This is a genomic window from Arcicella sp. GW822-FHT02H01 (assembly GCF_058802005.1).
Map to the genome: position 1 here is coordinate 4,144,492 of NZ_JBXANT010000001.1, position 22,821 is coordinate 4,167,312.

Genomic DNA, 22,821 nt, shown 5'->3' on the forward strand with positions numbered 1-22,821 from the left:
TTTTCACTGTAATGAAAAATCATTTTTAGTTACCACTGTTTTTTACACGTCCTTTTTCGTCTTCTAATCCAGTTCTACGTTGACGAGCAGCAGCTACTTTACTATTTCCGAAACGGTAAGAGAAATTCAAACGAATCACTCTGCTTTCCCATTTATTTGTTACTTGTACATCAATGTCGTTGAAGATGAATGAACCTCTGAATTGATTAGACCAGAACACATCATTAACATTCAATTTCAAAGTAGCTTTGTCGTTCATGAATTTTTTCTGAATACCGAATGACATGGCTCCCATTGGACGACCAGCTAATTGTCCTTCAACAAAAGGTGACTGATACCAACCGCTTAACTCTAAAGAGTATTTTTTAGGTAAAGTAAATTGGTGCGTCATATTAGCTTGATAAGTAGTAGCACGAGCATCCAAAGGCTGAAGGACAGTCGATGACGTACCATCTGAGTTAATAGTCGTTTTAGGAATATCACCTACGTAATGATTGTTATACAAATTCAAGTAAGTATTACTAAACCACCATTTTGTAATTGGTACAGGCACTGAGAACGAAATACCCATGTTTTCTACATAACCAATATTAATTTTAGTTACGTTTGTTGTTTTCAAGGCATTATTTTGTTCCAAAATTTCAGTCATTACACCATTAGTTCTACTGAAATTTAAAGTTGTTGTAATGGCATCTTTATAGGTATGCGATACTTCAAAGGCATTCGTATATTGTGGTTGCAACAATTCATTACCTCTCTGGAAAGTATAAGGATCAAGAAAGAATAAGAATGGGTTTAAATCTTCGTAGCTAGGGCGGTCTATTCTACGACTGAACGAATAACCTAATTGATGGTCTTTTGCTAATTTCTGACGGAAAAATACACTTGGAAAAACGTTGGTATAATGTCTGTTTAATAATTCTTTTCCTAATAAAGTACCCTGTCCGTTTGTATTCTCAACTCTCAAACCTAATTGCATGCTTACCTTTTTGAACTCTTTTGAGTAATTGATATAGCCAGCATTGATATTTTCTTTGTAAACAAAGTCACGAGTACGTGTTGGGTCAAGCACAGGCGTATTTAAATCACCTACTAAGAACACAAAACTCATATCATTTCCAGAGTGTACATAGCTTGATTTTAATCCTGTTTCAAACTTTGATGTTTTGTTGATAGGGTATGTTAAATCTACCTTAGCAGAATAAATATTAATTTTAGAGGCAGTCAAACCATCTTCATTTCTAGTTTGGCGTAAAATATTCTGCGTATCATATTTTGAAGTACGATACTTCATAGAATTGTTGGCATCATATCGTGCATAATCTAAGTCAGCAGTTATTTCTCTACCTGTAGAATCAATCACGTGTTTGAAGTTAATATTGGTTGAATAATTACCCCAATTGTTGTTGATTGCTCCTAATGTTCTTGATGTAGTATCTAACTGAGCAGTTGCATTTTTGATTAAAGTCTCATTGTTTAAGTCTTCTTTCCAAGTACCGTTCATTCCATTAAACAAAAATCCGATAGTATTTTTTTTGTCAAGGAAATAATCAGCACCCATTTTGTAAGAGAAAGAATTGTTTCTTCTATCATTGTCACCCACTTGGTCGAAACCAGAAATCACTTTTCCATTTTCAAAAAACTTACGGTTGATTGTTTGATATTGGAAGCTTTTTCTATCATTAGCAGAGAAGTTACCAAATACATTCACTTTACCATTTCTATAGTTTAGGTTTAAACCAGCGCTTTCTTTTGGTAAAGATTTATAAGGACCATATCCTAAACCAATATTCGCCGAACCATTTAAGCCAGTATTCTGATTTTTCTTCAAGCGGATATTAATTACCCCTGCATTACCTGCGGCATCATATTTAGCAGGAGGGTTTGTCATGATTTCAATCTTATCTAACTGAGTAGCTTGCATGTTGCGAAGCATATTAGCTAGGTCACTAGCAGACATATACGTTGGCTTTCCATCTAACATTACCATCACATTTTGCTTTCCTTTCAACGAAATGTTTCCGTCTTTGTCCACCGTAACACCTGGCGATTTCTCTAAAACTTCAATAGCAGTATTACCAGCCGACACAATTGAATTTTCAACATTCACGACTGTTTTGTCAATTTGTTGTTCGATAAATGGTTTTTTAGCCGTTACCTGTACTTCCCCTAATTGCTTAGAATCTTCTGATAATACTATTTTTGATAATTTGATATTCGAAGTCTCAGCCGAAAGAATGAATTTTGGCGTATAATATTTTTTATAGCCCAATTGCGAGATATTAATGATATAAGTACCATAATTTATTTTCTCGAATTCAAAAGTGCCATTTACATCGCCCAGAGCCCCTTTTACAAGTGATGAGTCTTTGGCATTCAATAATGTAATGGTAGCAAATTCTACAATTTTACTTTTATCGTCAGTAATTTGTCCAGAGATTTTCCCCTGAGCTTGTACCTTAATAGTAGATAAACTAAATAAGATAAGGAATGTGTAAAAAATTGTTTTCATGATGAATGAATTTTAGGTTTTTAGATTTATCGGCTAAACTTTTGCTTAAACTGAAATTATCTTGGATGATTATTGAAACAAAATTAATTTTATACCTACTACCTTGTTATGCAAACTACTTAATCGGCTTCCCTAAAGGATAAATGGTTGAAACAATATCATGACTAAAAAAAGGGAACGATAAAAGAAGTAATTTGTAACTAAGATGCAGGGTGAAAGAAAAAGGTTGCAGGTAAATTTGAAAAAAATAAAAAAGATTTTCTTAGTTAAAAAAATAGGCAACTTGATATTAAATCAAGCCGCCTATTGAGGAAAATATTTTTTAAGCTATTTTACAATCTCTGAAATGATTTTTAGTCCATTCAGCGTAAGTAGTTTATCTACCTCATCAAATTCGTCACGTAGTGGTGTTAGAATGGATGAAAGCCCTCCAGTGGCTAAAACTAGACAATCTTGACCAACTTCTTTTTTGATTTGCATAATCATCTCACGAACCATCCCTACATACCCCCACAGAATACCCGCTTGAATAGCATGAACAGTATTTTTGCCAATAGCAGATTCTGGCATAACTAATGGTACTTCGGGTAACTGAGCTGTATTAGAGAATAAAGATTTTACCGCCGTCTTTAGCCCAGGAGCAATAGAAACGCCTAATATTTTACCTTCGCCAGACACTACTGTGAAAGTAAGAGCCGTGCCGAAATCTACAATCAGACAGGCTTTTTTATAAGTATAATAAGCATAAGTAGCATTACAAACTAAATCTGTACCAATTTCATAAGGACTCAAAATCTCCATCTTCAACTGGTCATACATTTCTGGACCAATAATAATAGGGTCGATGCTTATCATTTCTTGTACCATTTCTTTCAGCGTACTTTTCAAATCAGGCACTACACAACTAATAATTGAGCGATTGATTTCACTTATTTTTAAACCATTTTCTAAGAAAAACAAGCGAAGCTTTGCTTCAAAATCAGAAGAACGACGAGATGAATCCGAAGGAATCCTAAATTGATGAATCCATGCTTGTTGATTGTGAATTCCGAAAACTACGTCGGTATTACCAATGTCTATGGCTAGTAGCATATTTTAATAATTAAACACGACGTGGTTTATCGCGAAGAGGTATTTTATATTGATTTAAAATATATTATAAGTTAATGCCTAATTTAATAAATTCTTCTGCTAAAGATTCAGGAGACTGAAAATGGATGGCCTCTAAACCTACAGCCTTTGAACCAGCAATGTTTTTGATGTTATCGTCTATAAAAACAGCTTTGGTTCTATCAATGTTATACCTAGTCAGAATGGTTTCATAAATTTCAGGATGTGGTTTCAACATAAACTCTTCTCCAGAAACTAAAATACCTTCAAACCAATTCAAAAACTCAAAACGCGCAAGTGACCTAGCAATCGGTAAAGTCTCAGCCGACCAGTTAGTAAGGGCGTATACTCGATAATTGGGTGAATCAATCGCTTTTCTCAGAATTTCAACAGTGCCATGAAAAGGGTCGCCCAACATTTTTACCCATTGTCCATAATAAGCCGAAATTTCGTGTTCCCAGTCAGGAAAAAGTGCAATTCTTTCAGCAGTAGCCTGTGCAATTGGCATTCCAGCGTCTTGTTGTTCATTCCAATGATATGGGCATACGTGTTCAAAGAAGTAGTTTCTTCTTTCTTCGTCTGGAATAACGTGGTTAAAAACATAAAGCGGATTCCAATCGATTAATACACCGCCTAAATCAAAGATTAAAGTATTTATTTGTTGTGACATGTTAAATGTTGTTATTGGATAGCTAGCTAGTTGCTGTGTTTAATCTGAGGAATTATTAAAAACCAATCTTTCCTCGTCTTTTCCCTTTCCCAGCATTATTAGCATATTCTAGCATTTCAGCGATTTCTCTTTCAAAACCACCTGATAAAATCGGAAATCTTAACCAGCTTCTAGGGTCTAAGTTGCGGTCGTCCACATGAAAACTTGGCGCATAACGCTCGCGTTTCCATTGATTTCTAGCAAATAGTTTAAAGAACCTTTCGATAGATGTAATTAGTTGCTCTCGTGTATAAATACTCTCAAATTCTACTTCCATGATTTTAAAGCAATCTGTCGGAGATTTCTTATCACGAATAGCAGAAGTTTCAATGGCATTTAATAAATCATAAGGCATTAAATCCTCTTCATCTATTTGTTTGGCTTCAAGCGGACGTAATTCAGCAGTTGGTTGCAAATTATTCATCGCATTCAAGCCATTGATGCTGAGTGTTCCACCCAAACCAGTGTTTTCTAACCAACGTAACCAGTGACGCAACCAATGCTTATCGATACCTGCAATGGGCGAAATAGACCCAGAAGTATCGCCGTCCATAGTGGCATAGCCAACAGATGCTTCCGAGCGATTTGAAGTAGATAACAACAACGCATTATTGATATTTGCTAATAGCCAAGCACTTGGGCTCCGCACCCTCGCTTGAATATTTTGGAGGGCAATATCATCCGTTTGCCAAGACAAATCTCTTCCGATAGCCCCTTGAATTAATCCTTTGTAGGTTTCTACCAAACCATTAATATCAATATCATAGAAAGTAGTATTCAAATTTTTCGCTAAAGAAGTAGCCGAATGGCGCGTATCTGAAGAGCTATTCTGTGTGCCTTGATATACGTTAATAATCAAAGCAGCCGATAATTCAGCAACAGAATGGCATGATTGAATTGCTTTAATGTATCCTAATTTTTGTTTGAAGCCATCCAAGCCTAATTCCTTTACTGATAATTCAATCGCTAAATAGCAAAGAGCGGTAATGGCAGAGGAGTCTGCACCACCAGAAAGCGAAATTACCCAGCCATTTGAACGAGATTTGCGGAGGTAATCGAACAATGCCAAAGCAATAGCTCTTGCAAATTCTTCTTCTTTTTGAAAACCATTGGCTTCCCAATGTTCCATTGCATAATGGTTTTTGAAAGGAGGGATGTCTGGATAATCAAAAAGCACTTGAATAGCATTTGAAGCCTTGAAGTGGAATAAATTCTGGCTTTGTTCTAACCGAATTTTATCTAAATCGATTACTGCCGTGGTCAAATAATAATCTTTGTACGAAAACCTTGTACCAGATACCAACATTTCACCAGCTTGGGCAATCATGGCATCGCCATCGAAAATGGCTCTACCAGCTTCATTGCCTAGTAAATTAGCATAAATATAAGCCACACCAAAAGCACGAGAACCATCTTGAACGAGGCGTTCGCGGGTTTGGGTCTTAAAGAAGGCAAAGTGCGAAGCTGTAGGGTTAAGAATGATATCACAGCCCTTTAAATAATGTTCTCTTCCGGGGCGATTGGCAATCCAAGCATCTTCACAAATTTCAAAGCCGATTTTTACACCACCTACTTCAAACAGTAAATCGCCTACAGGATAAGTAAACTCTCCAATTCTTAATTCTGTTTTCTCACCGACTGGCCAATGCTGAAACCAACGCGTTTCATAATGAATACCATTATTAGCAAGCGTCTTTTTGCACGCAAAGCCTCTGATTTGCTTATTGACAATCAAACAAGCTGCATTATAAATGTGATTATTAATACGGATAGGCAACCCTACGCATACAGCTATACTAGAAGTATGCGAAACGATGTCTTCTAATATCTCTAAAGCAGTATCACAAGTGCTTTGTGCAAAAAACATATCTTCGCAACCATAGCCAGTAATACAAAGCTCAGGTAAACACAAAAGGCTAATTTCTTGTTTTTTTGCCTCTTCAATACAAGCAATGATATTGTTTTTATTACTTTCCCATGCTAAAGGAGTTTGATTAACCACTCCAGCAGATACTTTAATTAGATTCATGTGATGTATGTTGAATAGCTAAGACTAATTCTTTTTGTCGAAATCGACTCTTTCCCCAGGAAGGGTATATTTAAATTTAGTCTTGCCCGATTTCTTATCTTTTTTACCGTTGAACTTCTTGCTTCCTTTAACAGGATTCCACGGCCAATGTTTTTTGGTCGTTGTCCAAGAGAATGCAGCACGGGGACGAAAAGTTCCCCCTTCGTGTTTATGTTCAGTGGCTACGCGACAAGTCTTTTCAGGACAGCGCCTTGCCCAAATGCATCCCGATAGTGTAAAGCATGAAAGTAAGAAAAGAAATAAATAAAATTGAGGATTATATTTCATCAGCATTGAGTTTGCACAACAAAAATACACGATTTTAAAACATATCGAAAAAAAGGAGGGAAGAGATTTAGGTACTAAAATTATACTTACTTAATTGTACCTCAGTTTTGTTAAACAAAAAACCCTTCATACGCCATGCATGAAGGGTTTTTGTAATTTTTGGAGCCTTCTATCGGGATCGAACCAATGACCTACTGATTACAAGTCAGTTGCTCTACCAGCTGAGCTAAGAAGGCTTTTCTCAACGATTAGCGAGATGTTCTTCGTTTATCGTGATGCAAAATTAGTAGGTTTTGTAATACTCTCCAAACGTTTTGAGAATAAATTTTTAACATTTTGTTAAACTTTTTGCAAGTTTCTGAATCTCAAAAGATTAAGCTTGAAAAAAAAATTAAAAAAAAACAGGGCTAATGTTGAATTTAGCCCTGTTTTAGTGATTTTCACTTTTCTGCTTCTCTGATTATCTTAATTTGATGTTTCAAATCTGATAATTCTTTTGAAGCTTTTTGAATTTTTGCTTCAACGTCTTGACGAAGCTTGTCTGCATTTTTAGATTTTGCAAAAAACTCTAAGTTATTTCTGTAAACAGCTATATCATTTTCTATCGTCTGCATTTTGCGACGGATATCGTTTTCTTTACGAATTAAATCTTTTGGCGACTCTCCATGAGATTTCACCATCTCAACTTCATTCTGTAAACTTAGTTGCTCACGTTCTCTACCAGAAAGTTTTGCCATCGCACTTACATACTTGTTGATGGCATTGATATAACGTTTTCCGATATTTTGCATCTCCTTTTTAGGAACAAAACCGATTGATGCCCATTGTGATTTGAATTCAGCTAACCTAGCTGTATCAGCTCCTTCTACGGCTTCTTTCTCTATTTGTTCACAAAGTGCCGTTTTCTTCACCAAATTAGCTTCAAACTCTTTTTCTATGCTTTGGTTTTTGGCTCTTTTAGCATTAAAGAAGGCATCACAAACAGTTTTGAATTTCGTATAGATAATGTCTTTGTCTTTTTCAGGAACATGACCAATCTCACGGAATTCTTTTTGCAAACGAATAACTGTATTGGCCGCTTCTTGAGATTCATCTTCATTAGTCAACAATGCCTCTACTTCTTCAATAATAGCATTCTTAGCTTTTAAATTTTCTTCTCTTTTGATTTCTAACAAACGGAAAAATTCTGTTTTGTTACGGAAGAACGTTTTAATATCCGACCAAAATTTATCACTCAATTCTTTGCCTTTTTCTTTAGGCATAAAACCTTTGATATTATTCCATTGGTCTTGTAAAGCTAAAAGTGCCTTTGTGCGGTCGTTCCATTCTGTAATAGAGGCTGAATTGAAGCTTGCAAAAGGTTGAATCAATTCTGCAATAGATGACTTTAAGCCAAATACTTGCTCTGCTTCTGCTTTTGAGGCTTCTAATTGTTCACGGCGTTTGCCATAAATAATATCTAAGGCATCTTTTACTCTTTGCCAGATAAGTTCGTTTTCTTCTTTCGGAGCAGGCCCTATGTGCTTGTATTCTTCAAAAGTTGCTACGGCTTCATCTAACATTTTGCCTGTAACATTTTCAGTTTTAGACGTTTCTGCAATTCTCTCAATCTTACTACACAACTCTATTTTGTGCTGTAAATTACGCTTACGGTCTAATTCTAATAATTCAAAATATATACTGCGATTGCTATAAAATCTATCAACTAATGCATGGAATGTTTGCCAAAGCGTATTATTATGAGGCGAGTTTACATTTCCAGCACTTTTCCATTCTTCCTGAATTTTCTTGAATTCATTAAATCCAGATTTAATATGAGCAGGATCGTTGCTGTCTTCACCTTCAACAAGCGTTCTAAGACGATTAATTAGTACTGTTTTCTGGCTAAAATTTTTGTCTTTTTCTTTCTCAATGTTAGCAAAATACTTAGAACGTTCCTCTTTGATGGCTTTGAAAAGCTTGTCGAACTGTTCACTTAAAGTATCAGGCTTAAATTCGAAACCATCTTCAGACCCATCATTGGCTTCTTTGAACTTGGCAAGTGCTTCGTTTTTTTCAGCACTTTTTATTTGTTCAAACAAGGGGCGAATCTCTTTCAAAGTATCTTCAGATTTCCTGAAAATGCCAATTGAAGGATTTTCTTTTACATCAGCAAGTACTTTTTCTAAAGTAGTGACAAAGTCTGATTTTTGAAAATTAGAATAATCAATTGATTGATTTTCAATTGTTTCTGGTTCTTCACTAGTTTCAAGTATCGTTGATACAAGAATAGGCTCAGGTAGTACTTCAGAGATTGTTTCAATTGGTTCAGAGGTTTCTGCAACCTCACTAATAGAGACGTCTTCCGCTTTTGGGTCTGTTGCGGATTCTGTTACTTCGATAGCTTGTGCCTCGATTTCTTCTTTAATTTCTTTTGCTTCTTCGTTAATCATGCGTTCTTTTGACAGCTCACTAAAATATACGTTTCATTAGAGTTTACTGTTACATTTGAGATAGACATTTAACAATCAGGTTTTTTACCTGCTGACAGACAGTAAATTATTGCCGGTTTAAATTTATTACTAAAAATAATGAATTAAAGATTCAATCATTAAAAGAAAATACTAAATTCTCTCCCTTAGTTTTACTTTTAACTGCTTGGTTGATACTTAATAATGAATTTGGTACAAAAATAAGTAAAATACTTACAAACAATGCTCAATAATAATCTTTTCGATTAATCCTTGTGCTTTTTTAGCCTCATTACGATTCTTTGCCTAAAATTCTTTGCTCTTTTGGGTAGTAATTGTTGATTCTGTTAGGCAAAATTTTAGCCCAGCCCAGTCCAAAGCCTTGAAAAGTCATTAATGACCAGCCTTTTACAGCTTGCTCTAGCGCAAACTCTTCTCTTTTTAAATACTTGATAGCTTCTTGCTGTGAAAGTTCTACTTTGTTTATTTTTTCTGATAAAAATAAGCTCATCGCTAATTCATGATCAGGAATTAAATCTTTACTTGAAAGTTTACCCATGCTAACTCCCACCTTTCTAAGGTTAAAATTAAGCTGAATTAAATGTATGATGTGTTCATGTAATGGATTAATCAGAAAAAAGTCGTCATTTTTTCCAAACCATGTATGGTCATCAATATTTTTTACCCAATTTCTGAAAATTTCTCGTTCAGTTCTACGATTATTATTTTTTATCGGTTTTCCCGAGCGAATAAATACTTCTTTTTCAGAACTTCTTTTTTGAAAAGCAGTAATAAAAAATCCTTCGCCCTTTACTTGGTCAGGATAAAACCGATACGAACCTTCAGAAATTACTTCATTGCCTAGTTTGCCCTCATTTTTTGCCACTAGGTGCTCTGCACCAAATTGTGTTTCTATCCAATCAACAATATCTTCGTTTTCAGCTTTTGAATATGAACTAGTAGAATAAATCATCACTCCCCCTTGTTTCAGACTGCCCCAAGCATCGGTAATAATGCTTTTTTGTCTTAATGCATGTTGTGCTACATTGCCAACCGACCATTCTCTGATAGTATTGGGGTCTTTTCTAAACAAACCAGAGCCAGAACAAGGAGCATCAATTAATAGTACGTCAAAAAAACCAGAAAGTCGCGTGAAATCTCTAGGGTCATTATTAGTAACAATAGTATTCATTGTCCCCCATTTTGTTAGATTTTCAGCCAATACATTGGCACGTACTTTCAGCACATCATTGCTTACTAATAAAGAATCGGGCGTTAATAAACTAGCTAACAAAGTACTGTTTGCGCCCGTACCAGCACATAAATCAAGGACTTTCAAATCTTGTGATAAATCAACGCTACTTTTCAATATTTGCGCTAAATACATTGAGCTTGCTTCTTGTATACAATAAGCACCTGCATGAAAAAGAGGGTCAAAAGTAACTTGATAGTTATCAGGCAAATATTTGCCATATTCCGACCAAATTACAGATTCAGCATGATTAAATGTATCGGTTTTCTTAAAAGGATTAATGCGAACTGCAATAGGCGATGCTTCATTTTCATGCGTATAAACAAATGCATTTTCATTAAACCCTTTAATGTTTTTTAATGAACTAATTAATGATTGTGGGATTTTCATAAAGTGAAATTACACAAAAAAGCCAAACTGATTAGATAGTCTGGCTTTTTGCTTTATTTTTTCATGAATTCAAAACAGTAAAGAAAAGCTTGACTAATTCGTTTTTATCTTTCCTACAATCCAATTTCCAATGGCTCGTCCTTGCACTAAACCGTTATTTAACGATGGTCTAAAGTGAATGCCACCATACAAACGGCTAATTGATGCCTCGTCAGCAGCTTGTGCAAAAGAAGTAAATTTACGCACAGGCAAGCCATAAGGAATTTCAGTTGAATCGGCAAAAGCAACGTTATCACCTAATACAGAAGATAAAGTAACAGACGCCGCACCAGATATTACAGAGTGCCCAGAAGTATATTCAGGGAAGGGAGGTGTCTGTAAAACGGGTTGCCAATCTTTGTCGATAGTTGCATTGATAATCGTTTCTGGACGAATACGAACTGTACGATATTTTTCTGTCCAACATGAAATAAATCCATCAAAAACAGCCACTGAAGTCATTAAATATGCTCGTGCAGTGGTATAAATATCTGCATTTTTATTACGACTTACCTGCGAGACGATTCCCATCCAGTGGCCGCCCGGAGATACCTTTTTAGTCGCAAACATCGCATGACCAGTAATATTCATTTTAAAAGGATTGCAATCCCAGAAATTACAAATAGCTCTTTGTTCGTCAGTTAAATTATTCACAGTATTATAGCAATCCATAACTTCCTGGTAGTATTGACTTCCTTTTGTTAAGTCAAACTTTGAGGGAGGGATTGGACGAAATTGAGCAGAAGAATCCATCGTAAATGAGCGAATCTTTGTCCAATGAGGCTCCACAGCATCCAAATAAGCAGGAGGAGTAGGCACCCAAGTGCCAGGTTTGTTCGTAACCGTAAAACGGAAACCACGTGTTTGTTTATAATTATCTTTCTTTGAATAATTCATGATAGAAGCCGCTACAGAATCGCCAAAGGCAATAGAGTTTTCAAACACTTCTTCAGGAATGCCTGTGGCCTTATAATCTGCCCAAAGTTTTTTCTCAAAACCTACATAAACATCCTGTGCGAAAGTGAGGTTTTTACCAATGGTTAAAAATGCTCGGGTGGCAGCCAATGAATAGCAATACTCTTTGGTAGGATCTGGTTTATACACTTTTTCAAAGCCATTGAATTGTCCAACCATTGATTTCAACCCTTTATTAGCAGGCACAAGTGCTTCGTAAGCTGCTAAAGAGGCATAGCTATAAATACGGCTTGAAATAGGAGGAGGAAAAATATCATGGATAATTGACTCAGTAACTTGCAATTGAGTTTTTCTTAAAAACTCAGGGTTGTCAGCAGCTTTTTTCCAGCTTCCATCATCTTTTTTACAACTAAACAGTAGAGTAATACACGATAATATTAATACAACTTTTTTGCTCATTGGTAGGGTTTTTTAAATGATATAGCAAAAATACAAAAGTTTATTTCCAAAAAAATGGAATCTCCCTTTAAAAGGACAGATTTTAGTCATTTTTTTTAATTATTTTGATAAAAATCATAAATATTCAATAATTTTTGTCTGCTATAATTACCTCAAGGTGAGCAAATCTACTATTAATGGGATAGTATACCCGTATTTTATGGTCTGTAAGCATCAATAAATATTAGTAATTAAAATAGGTTGGAATAATTTTTTGGAGGTATGAAATAACGTTAAATGTAAAGAAAAGACTATTAAGTTGATGGATTTTGTGTGCTTTTTATTAGCAATTTTAATAAATTGCTAATAAAGGCATTTTAATGGTTGTTTTGAAAAAACATAAAATCATTATGACAAAATAAAGGAAAATATAATTATTCTAATATTGAAGAATGTGCTGTTTTCCTGATAATACAAAAAAAGATGAATTATTAAATTTACATTCATCTAAACAATTGCAATAATTATATTTTAAATGTTTAAGTATAAATTATTGTAAATCAGGTATTTGATTAATTTTTTGCATAAAAATGAATTTATCTTAATCTAATTTGTTTAAACTAATAACATATAATTAATATACTTTTCAGAGATTTTTTATTATTTTGCATCACATTTAAAATCTATGTAAAATTGAATTAAACCGATAACCTATTTAAAAGAAGTATTAAATTTTTAAGGAAAATTGTATTTTATTTAGATTGGTTAAAAGGTTGGAGTACCCACAAACAACTATTTTTTTGATTAGACTGTAAAAGTTAAAATCATCATCAATTTTTAAAATTATACTGATATGAACTATCAAATTCACGAAGGAAATGGCTACAAGTACATCGACGAAGGAGAAGGAGAAATTCTTTTTTTACTTCACGGGCTTTTCGGTGCGTTAAGTAACTGGGAAGGAGTAATTGAAGGCTTCAAAAGTAAATACCGCGTTATTATTCCAATGATGCCAATTTATGAAATGCCTATTACCAAAGCTGGATGTGAAGGATTGACAGAATTCATTGAAGGGTTTGTGAATTGGAAAGGTTTTGATGAATTAACACTTTTGGGTAATTCTTTGGGTGGGCACGTTTCTTTGATATATACACTAAGAAACCCTTCAAAAGTAAAAAGATTAGTACTTACAGGTAGCTCGGGGCTTTTTGAAGACGGCATGGGTGGGTCGTATCCAAAACGAGGAAACTATCAGTATATTAAAGAAAGGGTAGAATATACTTTTTATCGCCCAGAAACAGCAACAAAAGAGCTGATTGACGAAGTGTTTGAAATAACAAACAGTGCATCTAAAGTAATTAGAATTATCTCTATTGCAAAGTCGGCACAGCGGAACAATATGGCGAAAGATGTTGTTAAAATTAAAGTACCAACACTATTGGTTTGGGGATTGAACGACACCATAACGCCGCCACAAGTAGGTCATGAATTCAATCGTTTAATTGAAAATTCTGAGTTACATTTTATAGATGAGTGTAGTCATGCACCTATGATGGAGTGTCCAGAAAGATTTAATGAAATTTTGGATGGATGGCTCGAAAAGACTCCTATTCGTGTAGTTGAGTTGGTATAATCAACTTAAAATTTGGAATTTATCAATAATTAACTATATTAGCTTAATTATAATAAATTTCATCAACACAATATGCTCGCAAACAATTTTATTAATCCAATGTTGCCAGTACTAAAATCTTCAGATACAGTAGGAGATGCGTTAAACTGGATGGAAGAATATAGAATAGGACAATTGCCATTGATTCATGAACAAGAATACCAAGGTTTGATTAGCCAAGATGTTCTGATAGATGCCGATGAAGACTTACCTCTTTTGGCCCTACAACCAGAATTTGAAGAAGTTTTTGTAAATGTTCACCAACATACTTTTGAAATTCTAAAAATTGTTCAACAATATAATTTACAAGCGATTGTAGTATTGGATGAAGAACAAAATTTTGCAGGAACAATCAGTGTACAAGAATTACTTACTCAGTTTTCTAAAAGCTTAGGTTCGCAGGAAATTGGGGCAGTGTTAGAAATAGCTGTTGAAAATAGAAGTTACTCGCTTTCAGAAATTAGTAGATTGATTGAATCTAACAATGTAAAAATCATTAGTTCATATTATACAAGTGGTGGAGGATTAGAAGATTCAAAAGATATTTTGACGTTAAAATTAAATCAGCAAGATATTTCAAGAGTAATAGCCACCCTCGAACGTTTTGAGTACGATATCGTAGGGGCTTATAATTTTGAAGAGATTACCTCGCCAGATAAAGAGCGATACAATATGTTGATGAAATATTTAGATATATAAAAAAAGCTCTTGAGATTTTCTCAAGAGCTTTTTTATGAAAATATACTTTTGCCTTTTTTAGAAGTAAGAAAAAATAGTGCTTAAACGTTTTTGTATCTCAAAATCATAAACAAATACTAATATTCAAACCTAAAAGTTTGGCAATTCCCCATCTTCTTTCTTCTTTTGTTTTTTAGATAGATAAATAAGCAGTTTTTATCAAATTGTTTAATACAGCTTTCAACCCACACAGACAATACAAGATGAAAATAGCCATTCATGGGCGAAACTTTAAGGATGAAATCAAACCTTTTGTGCAACAATTGTTTGATTTTTTGGCTCAAAAGGGAGTTGAAATTCAAATCTCTGAAGTCTATCAGCAGTTTTTAACTGAGATAGGAGTAAACCATCATGCAACCCAATTTTATACTTCTCAAGATGACCTCTTTGATGCCAATTTGGTATTAAGTTTGGGTGGAGATGGCACCTTGCTAGATGCCGTGACGCATGTTAGCAAAAGAGAAACGCCAATTCTGGGAATTAATACAGGAAGATTAGGTTTTTTAGCAACGGTTTCTCCTGATAAAATTACCGAAAGCTTGAATGAAATCTTTGCTAGCCATTATACCTTGGATCCTCGTACGTTAGTAAGTGTTGAGACACGCCTTAATAATGAACCCATTGATATTTTTAACGGCATCAATTTTGGGCTGAATGAATTGGGTATCATGAAAACCGATACTTCTTCCATGATTATGCTGAAGGCATATTTAAATGGAGAATTTTTAAATACTTACTGGGCAGATGGCTTAATTATTGCCACTGCTACAGGGTCAACGGGCTACAACCTTAGTGTGGGCGGGCCTTTGGTGATGCCAAGTTCTGATATTTTTGTGATTTCGCCTATGAGTCCTCATAATTTAAATGTACGTCCTTTAGTGGTTTCAACAGATGTAATCTTGGATTTTGAAGTAGAAAGTAGAAGTAATAGCTGTTTGATTTCTTTAGATGCACGTTCTAAAGTGATAGACAGTAATGTGAAAATTAGGATGAAAAGAGAGGCTTTTAAAGCAAATATCATTAAATTGAGTGATAGTAATTTCTTGAATACCCTTAGGAGCAAACTTAATTGGGGATTTGATGCTAGAAATTAATACTTTCCTCAAAAGTTAAATTATACTGTTTGTTTCCACGATAATATATTATTTTCGTAGCAAAATTTAAGGTTAATTCATAACAAATGAACCTGTTTTACGTTAAGAAATAGTGCAAACACAGCTTTGAAAGATATTTTACTAATAAAGATAAATTAACCACGTTGACTCCATCCATTACCAGACAAATATGAAAAAATATTCTTCAATACTTCTGATATTGATAATTTGTGCACTGAATACACAAGATTTAAAGGCACAATTTAGGTTTTCAAATCTTTTCGGAGGCAAAGATAAGCCACGTAAAAACAAATTATTTGAGCCCAACTCTAATGTCAGCTTAGGAATTGGTACATCTAGCTATTATGGAGATATATCTCCGTATAATAGATTTCTACAATCTACCGTAAATGGTATGCGTTGGAATGTCAATTTCAATTTTACCCGTCAGATTTCACCAACATTTGGCTTACGTTTTGGACTTACTTACGCAAGACTTTCTGGAGACGATAATTATCTTGAAGGAGTAAAAGGTTACGAAGCTAACTTTATCAGAAATCTACATTTTAGAAATGATATTAAAGAGCTTTCTATTGCTGGTCAATACGATTTTGTCCGTACTAGTCGTAGCTATTTACGCAGAGCAGGCATTATTCCTTATATTTTCGGTGGAGTAGCCGTTTTTGCTCATGACCCAGTAGCTAAGCCAGAAGCTTCTTTATATGGTAATGATTGGGTGCGTTTGCAACCATTACATACTGAAGGCCAAGGTTTACCCGGGTATCCAAATGCGCCTTATTCTTTAATTAGTGTTTCATTCCCTGTAGGTCTTGGAGTAAAATATAAATTAAATCGCAATTGGGATTTAGGCTTTGAAATTAGTTACCGTTATACATTAAGTGATTATTTGGATGATGTGAGTGGTAATTTCGCCAATTCAGCAGATTTACAAGCTCAAAGCCCTTTAGCAGCAGCAATGGGAAATAGATCATTAGAAAGGATTGCTGCTAACCGTGGTAAAGACCGTACACAAGGCGTTATTAATTATTTAACAGCCAAAGGTTTTTACGACCCAGCGTCGCCTTATGATCCTTTTACGTTGACGTCGATTCCTGGTTTTTCAGACAATACAGACTTAAGAGGAAACCCGAAGTATAATGATTCTTATTTATTAACTACGGTAAAATTGATTTATCATATTCCAAATAAAATTAAATGCCCAGTTGTCCGTTAATCAATCTGGAATAACATTCATGAACAGTCAGGTGTATATTTCACCTGACTTTTTTTATTAATTATGACATTATCTAAAAAGTTTTTCCTTGTAGTATTTAGCCTAACAAGCTTGAATACTTTTGCACAAAAAATTGAAATAGGAGGAGGTTTAGGAGCAATGAATTATAAAGGAGATATCTCTCCTAACTTTTACCCAGCTTTTGCTCGTTTGGGGGGGAATCTTCTGTTTAGATACAACCCTAACAAAATAGTGTCATTCAGAACTAACCTAGTATTAGGTTCTATTTATGGGGATGATAGCAAAGTAGATGATTCATTCAACCAACTCAGGGGTAAGACCTTCAAGACATCCATCAGTGAATTGAATGTGGTAACAGAATACAACTTTTTTGACTACAAATATAACCGTTATCACAAAGACTGGACTCCGTATGTTTTTGGAGGGTTAGGACTCATGAGTTTTTCACCAAGAGATGAAAAAACGAGTGATTATAAAACACTTCAAGTAGTAGCTCCTTTTGGCATAGGAATTAAATACAATGTAACAGGTCCATGGGATATTAATGTGGAATTTGGTGCTAGAAAAACATTTACAGATTATTTAGATAATTTAGGAGGAGATAACCCTTCACTTCCGAAAAACCAACAAAACGATTATAGTCGTGGAGATATGTATTACTATACCTCTCTGTCTTTGACCTACAAATTTATCAAAGTGTATTGTCCTAAATAAGAAAAATATTCAAGGTTTATTGATTGAACATCAAGTAATAATGGGACTAAAAACCTACTATTATTTTATGTTCAATTGTTTTTTATGCAGTTTTAAATCCATTCTTACTCGCAATAAGCCCTTCTTGATTTTGAATAGGATAGGGAATTCGTTAAATTTGTCATATTATTCCCAAAAAGTACTCCTAGTCCATTTTTTGACTTACAAACAAAGTTTTAAAAGCTACAAGAAGAACTAAGCACTCTAGGAAATAAAGGCTCATAACTTGCTTCTTGCGTGTTTGAAAGCCTATTATTATAAGTTTTATGTGTTAAAAAGTGTTAAATCGGTGAAAGAACAATTAGACCCTAACAATCTACCAAAACATATTGCCGTTATCATGGACGGAAACGGACGATGGGCAAAACAGCAAGGCTTCGTTGATAGAATTTTCGGACATAGAAATGCTTTAAAAGCAGTGAAAGAAGCCATTGAGGGTTGTGCTGAAATAGGTGTCAAATATTTAACACTTTATGCTTTTTCAACTGAGAACTGGAACCGTCCGAAAGCAGAAGTAGATGCTTTGATGATGCTTTTGATTAGTGCGCTAAAAGACGAACTGGAAGACATGAAAAAAAACAATGTACGATTAGATACCATAGGTGCTATTGATACATTGCCTGAAAGTTCGCAGAGAGTACTTAGAAGTGCTATTGAAGAAACAAAAGATAATACAGGCGTAGTAGTTATTTTAGCCTTGAGCTATAGCGGTAAATGGGATATTATCACTACTGCCAAAAAAATAGCACAGCAGGTGAAAAATGGAGAAATAGCCATTGACGATATTAACGAACAGCTTTTTGAACAATCTTTGGATACGAAAGGAATTCCCAATCCTGATTTAATGATTCGTACAGGAGGCGACCATCGCATTAGTAATTTTATGCTGTGGCAATTAGCTTATGCTGAATTGTATATTTTTGAAGAATTGTTCTGGCCTGATTTCAGACGTGAACACCTTTTTGAGGCAATCCTTAATTACCAAGAACGTGAACGGAGATTTGGCAAAACTTCAGAGCAAATTAAAAACCCAATTAATGCTTAAAATACAAATGTATTCTTTCTCATCTGAATTGAGAACTATTCGCACAATGAAAAAATATACTTTACTGCTTTCATGCTTATTAATTTCTTTCCTTTCACAAGCACAATTGCGTGGTGCAATGGGAGCACGTTCGCCAATTGCTGAAAAAGCGGTTGAATTGAATTATGCAGAACCAAAAGAATATGAAATTGCTGAAATTACCACGACTGGCTCTAAATTCTATGATGGCAACTCAATGATTTCGCTTTCAGGGCTTAGAGTAGGAGATAAAATCAGGGTTCCGGGTGACGCCGCTACTTCTGCCATTAAGAAATTAATGAGTCAGGGAATTTTAGAAGAAGTACAGGTAGAAGCTACTAAAATTGAAGGTGATAAAATTTGGCTGAATATTGTTATCAAAGAAAGACCTAGGTTGTATAAACTAGAATACACAGGAATTAAAAAAGGAGAACAAGAAACACTGAGTGATAAAATTAAAGCCTATAAGGGTAAAATCGTTACTGAAACAGTTAAGAAAAACGTAGAGTTAGCGATTAAGAAATTTTATCAAGATAAAGGCTATTTGAATGTAAGCATAAAAATTGCGGAAAGAACAGATTCACTGCGTGGTAATAATGCTACGATGAAGGTAGCTATCAAAAAAGGTGATAAAGTTAAAATTTCAAAAATTGAATTTGTTGGTAGAACTGAGATAAAAGAAAGTATTCTGCGTCGTAAGTTGAAAGGTACTAAACAAAAGGCGTTCTATAAAATATTTACTTCTTCAAAATATGTTCCTAAAAAGTTTGAGGAGGATAAGATAAAGTTGATAGAATTTTATAACAAAAAAGGTTATAGAGATGCTCAACTTATCTCTGATTCAGTATTCAAAGACTCTGAGAAAACAGTTAAAATCATCCTTAAATTAGATGAAGGTAAGCAGTATCATTATAGAAATATCTATTGGGAAGGAAACTACATTTATCCTGACTCAATTTTAACGGAATTGTTAGGCGTTAAAAAAGGAGATATTTATAACGTTGAGGATTTAGAAAAACGTTTGAATGGAAAGCCGGGTGAAGACGTAAGTTCTGCCTATATGGATAATGGTTATTTATTCTATCAATGCGAACCTGTTGAAACTGCAGTTGCTGGAGATTCGATGGACATGACTTTTAGAATTACAGAAGGTAAGCAAGCTACCATCAATAAAGTCATCGTAAATGGTAATACTAAAACTTCTGACCACGTAGTAATGCGTGAGATTAGAACCTTACCGGGACAAAAATTTAGTAAATCTGCCATCATTCGTACCGTTCGTGAATTATCAACGATTGGTTATTTCAACCCTGAAAAAATTACCCCGAACCCAATTCCAAAAGCTGACGGAACGGTTGATATAGAATATAACGTAGAAGAAAAACCTTCTGACCAGATAGAGCTTTCGGGTGGTTGGGGTGGTTATATTGGTTTTGTGGGTACTTTAGGGGTAACCTTCAATAACTTCTCTGCCAGAAATATCGGAAACCTAAGTGCTTGGAAACCATTGCCTTCTGGTGACGGACAAAAACTTTCTGTTCGTTTTCAAGCGAATGGTACATCTTTCCAAAACTATTCATTATCATTTACTGAACCTTGGTTAGGAGGGAAGAAACCAAATTCATTCTCAATCTCATTGAGTAGAAGTATTTCATATCCATATAAAATTCAGCAATATAATCAGTTGAGTGGCTATGGGTCGGGTTATGGAAGTAGTTTATATGGTTATGGAAGTGGCTATGGTTATGGCTACGGTACAGGATTAAATACATCAACTTCTGATAGTGCTACTGCTGCTCAAAACGATGCACACTTTAACAGTACTACTTTAGCATTTAGTTTAGGAAAGCGTTTGAAAGTTCCTGATGATTATTTCTCGTTGAGTAATTCATTATCACTTCAATTGATTGATGTTAAGAACTTACCTTATTATGGTTATCCAGAAGGGAATTCAGTAGCGGTTTCATTTGTTACTAACTTCTCTAGAAATAGTATTGATAACCCTACTTTCCCACGTTCAGGGTCTAGTTTCTCATTGACGGCCTCATTAACGCCTCCATACTCATTGTTTGGTGGGGATAATAAAAACTTGATTGAGTATCATAAATGGATGTTTGATGCCTCATGGTTTACGCCAATAACTAGTAAGTTAGTCTTCCACATGAGAACTCACATGGGTTTCTTAGGCTCATATAATTCTAGTAAAGACATTACTCGTTTTGAACGTTTTGACCTTGGGGGTTCTGGTATGCAAACAGGTTATAATGTTATTAGCCGTGATATTATTGCTTTGCGTGGATATAAGGATAGAGTATTTGGTTCGCAAGGTAGCTTGCCGAGTGGTGGGGTTGCCTACAACAAATTTGTAATGGAGGTGCGTTACCCAGTTTCGTTGAACCCATCTGCAACAATTTTCTTATTAGGTTTTGCAGAAGGTGGAAACAACTTTGCTAACTATTCAGAATACAATCCATTCAAATTATATAAGTCGGCTGGGTTTGGAGCTAGAATTTTCATGCCTGCATTCGGTATGATTGGTATTGACTATGGTTTTGCTTTTGATAAAGTGCCAGGACAAACTTCAAGCAATAGCTTTGGTCAGCAGGCATTTACTTTCTCAATAGGTCAGCAGATTCGTTAATATAAATATTAAGCTTACCACTAGTCGATTGATATAATTGGCTAGTGGTAAGCATTGTTAATGTTTTGTTAAACAATATAGAATAGCAATAAGATAGTATTCAAGGCGTTAATCAAATACATTCACTAAATTAGCCACCTTAGCCATGAAAAAGCGGATATTTTTACTAATTTTGCCATTCTTATGTTTGTGTTCAACGATTGAAGCACAAAAATTTGGCTATATTGATACCGAATATGTTACTTCTAAATTGCCAGAATACCAAAGTGCTCAGGCAGAAATAGAGAAACTAACGACTAAGTGGATTAAGGAAGTATCAACAAAAAATGATGAATTAGCTAAGTTAGAGAAAGCCTACAGGGCTGAAGAAGTATTGCTAACGGAGGAAATGAAAGTACAGCGATTAAAAGTAATTGCTGATAAAGAGAAAGAAGCGAAAGAGTTACAAAACAGAATCTTTGGTTTTGACGGAGAACTCATCAAAAAGAAGCAAGATATCATGAAGCCAGTTTTAGATGAAGTAGCTAAAGCGGTAGAAAAAGTAGCTCGATTAAAAAAGCTTGATTTTCTGTTTGATAAATCATCTGATGGATTAGCGATGTTGTACACCAACCCGATACATGATTATACCGATTATGTAATGGAAGAATTGGGAATTTCGACAGAGCAACTGAAAGAGAAACAAGAACAAGAGGCCAAGCAACAAGGAGAAGAGAACAAAGAAAGTGACAATACAACAAAAAGTAAATCAACTAGAAAAGGAGTAACTAGCAACTTCAAAAAAGAGTAATAACCAAATCAGAATCACAGAACAATGAAAAACAAATTTTTAATTGCTTTATTTGCAATTCTTGCTTTAGCTACAGCTAATGTAAATGCACAACAAAAAATCGGATATATTAGCTTAGATTACATTTTAGCTCAAATGCCAGAAGCAAAACAAGTAGAAACAGAATTGACTACTACTAAAACGCAATATGACAATATGTATCAGCAAAAAGTGAAGGATTTCCAAACTAAATTAGCTGATTATGAGAAAAATGCTGCTACTATGGCAGATGTAATTAAAGCTGATAGAGAGAAAGAATTACAAGGAATGCAGTCTAGCATTGAAGAATTCCGTCAAAACTCTTCTACTTCTTTACAAAAGAAACAAGCACAATTGTTACAACCTTTGTTGAAGAAAATTGAAGATAACATGCACGGTGTAGCAAAAGAAAATGGTTTTGCTTTCGTATTCAACTACGATGCAGGTCAAGGAACTACTCCAATCGTTTTACATGCTCCAGATGATGCAAATATCTCTGACTTAGTGTTAAAAAGAATGGGTGTTACTCCAAAACCATTTACGCCAGCGCCAGCTACTCCAGCAGCAACAGCTCCTAAAAAATAATCAAAGCATTATTTCTTTATAAAAAAAGCCTCAAGATTTTA

17 protein-coding genes and 1 tRNA gene are annotated in these 22,821 nt (G+C 34.6%); 9 read left to right on the forward strand and 9 right to left on the reverse strand.

Annotated features, from left to right (window positions below):
• Window positions 1-25: 25 nt before the first annotated feature.
• From AC1RNE_RS17295 to AC1RNE_RS17335, 9 genes are all read right to left on the reverse strand, one after another.
• The gene (locus tag AC1RNE_RS17295) at window positions 26-2,512 is read right to left on the reverse strand and encodes a TonB-dependent receptor (protein ID WP_492802576.1); all 2,487 of its coding nucleotides are present in this window, start codon (window positions 2,510-2,512) and stop codon (window positions 26-28) included.
• A gap of 327 nt (window positions 2,513-2,839) precedes the next feature.
• Entirely contained in the window at window positions 2,840-3,604 is a 765-nt protein-coding gene (locus AC1RNE_RS17300) for a type III pantothenate kinase (protein WP_492802577.1), read from the reverse strand.
• A gap of 64 nt (window positions 3,605-3,668) precedes the next feature.
• Window positions 3,669-4,292: an HAD family hydrolase gene (locus AC1RNE_RS17305; protein ID WP_492802578.1), complete on the reverse strand. Its 624-nt coding sequence runs from the start codon at window positions 4,290-4,292 to the stop codon at window positions 3,669-3,671.
• A 55-nt stretch (window positions 4,293-4,347) separates the two neighbouring features.
• Window positions 4,348-6,360, reverse strand: coding sequence for an NAD(+) synthase (nadE, locus tag AC1RNE_RS17310; RefSeq protein WP_492802580.1), 2,013 nt, complete (start codon window positions 6,358-6,360; stop codon window positions 4,348-4,350).
• 24 nt (window positions 6,361-6,384) lie between these two features.
• The gene (locus tag AC1RNE_RS17315) at window positions 6,385-6,717 is read right to left on the reverse strand and encodes a hypothetical protein (protein ID WP_492802581.1); all 333 of its coding nucleotides are present in this window, start codon (window positions 6,715-6,717) and stop codon (window positions 6,385-6,387) included.
• 130 nt (window positions 6,718-6,847) lie between these two features.
• Window positions 6,848-6,923 (reverse strand) — tRNA-Thr (locus AC1RNE_RS17320).
• A 204-nt stretch (window positions 6,924-7,127) separates the two neighbouring features.
• A complete protein-coding gene (locus AC1RNE_RS17325) occupies window positions 7,128-9,119 on the reverse strand; it encodes a DUF349 domain-containing protein (protein ID WP_492802582.1) in 1,992 nt (663 codons plus the stop codon).
• 310 nt (window positions 9,120-9,429) lie between these two features.
• On the reverse strand, window positions 9,430-10,779 hold the full coding sequence (locus AC1RNE_RS17330) for a methyltransferase RsmF C-terminal domain-like protein (protein ID WP_492802583.1): 1,350 nt from the start codon (window positions 10,777-10,779) through the stop codon (window positions 9,430-9,432).
• Between the two features lie 93 nt (window positions 10,780-10,872).
• Window positions 10,873-12,192: a vanadium-dependent haloperoxidase gene (locus tag AC1RNE_RS17335; RefSeq protein ID WP_492802585.1), complete on the reverse strand. Its 1,320-nt coding sequence runs from the start codon at window positions 12,190-12,192 to the stop codon at window positions 10,873-10,875.
• Window positions 12,193-13,024: 832 nt separating this feature from the next.
• On the opposite strand from AC1RNE_RS17335, the gene AC1RNE_RS17340 reads away from it, so the two are divergent.
• The 9 genes from AC1RNE_RS17340 to AC1RNE_RS17380 all read left to right on the forward strand — a co-directional run bounded on the left by AC1RNE_RS17340 (window position 13,025) and on the right by AC1RNE_RS17380 (window position 22,780).
• Window positions 13,025-13,804, forward strand: a complete 780-nt coding sequence (locus AC1RNE_RS17340) for an alpha/beta fold hydrolase (RefSeq protein WP_492802586.1) — start codon at window positions 13,025-13,027, stop codon at window positions 13,802-13,804.
• Between the two features lie 72 nt (window positions 13,805-13,876).
• Window positions 13,877-14,542 (forward strand): CBS domain-containing protein, encoded by a 666-nt coding sequence (locus tag AC1RNE_RS17345; protein ID WP_309912013.1) that lies wholly within the window; start codon window positions 13,877-13,879, stop codon window positions 14,540-14,542.
• A 242-nt stretch (window positions 14,543-14,784) separates the two neighbouring features.
• Window positions 14,785-15,675 (forward strand): NAD kinase, encoded by an 891-nt coding sequence (locus AC1RNE_RS17350; RefSeq protein ID WP_492802588.1) that lies wholly within the window; start codon window positions 14,785-14,787, stop codon window positions 15,673-15,675.
• A gap of 190 nt (window positions 15,676-15,865) precedes the next feature.
• Entirely contained in the window at window positions 15,866-16,909 is a 1,044-nt protein-coding gene (locus AC1RNE_RS17355) for a DUF6089 family protein (RefSeq protein ID WP_492802589.1), read from the forward strand.
• Window positions 16,910-16,972: 63 nt separating this feature from the next.
• Window positions 16,973-17,644: a type IX secretion system protein PorG gene (gene porG, locus AC1RNE_RS17360; protein ID WP_492802591.1), complete on the forward strand. Its 672-nt coding sequence runs from the start codon at window positions 16,973-16,975 to the stop codon at window positions 17,642-17,644.
• Window positions 17,645-17,951: 307 nt separating this feature from the next.
• Complete coding sequence (uppS, locus tag AC1RNE_RS17365; RefSeq protein WP_492803666.1) at window positions 17,952-18,728, forward strand: undecaprenyl pyrophosphate synthase; 777 nt, start codon at window positions 17,952-17,954, stop codon at window positions 18,726-18,728.
• A gap of 46 nt (window positions 18,729-18,774) precedes the next feature.
• Window positions 18,775-21,387, forward strand: a complete 2,613-nt coding sequence (bamA, locus tag AC1RNE_RS17370) for an outer membrane protein assembly factor BamA (protein WP_492803668.1) — start codon at window positions 18,775-18,777, stop codon at window positions 21,385-21,387.
• Between the two features lie 145 nt (window positions 21,388-21,532).
• The gene (locus tag AC1RNE_RS17375; RefSeq protein WP_309912007.1) at window positions 21,533-22,177 is read left to right on the forward strand and encodes an OmpH/Skp family outer membrane protein; all 645 of its coding nucleotides are present in this window, start codon (window positions 21,533-21,535) and stop codon (window positions 22,175-22,177) included.
• Between the two features lie 24 nt (window positions 22,178-22,201).
• The gene (locus tag AC1RNE_RS17380) at window positions 22,202-22,780 is read left to right on the forward strand and encodes an OmpH/Skp family outer membrane protein (RefSeq protein ID WP_492802593.1); all 579 of its coding nucleotides are present in this window, start codon (window positions 22,202-22,204) and stop codon (window positions 22,778-22,780) included.
• Window positions 22,781-22,821: the final 41 nt, after the last annotated feature.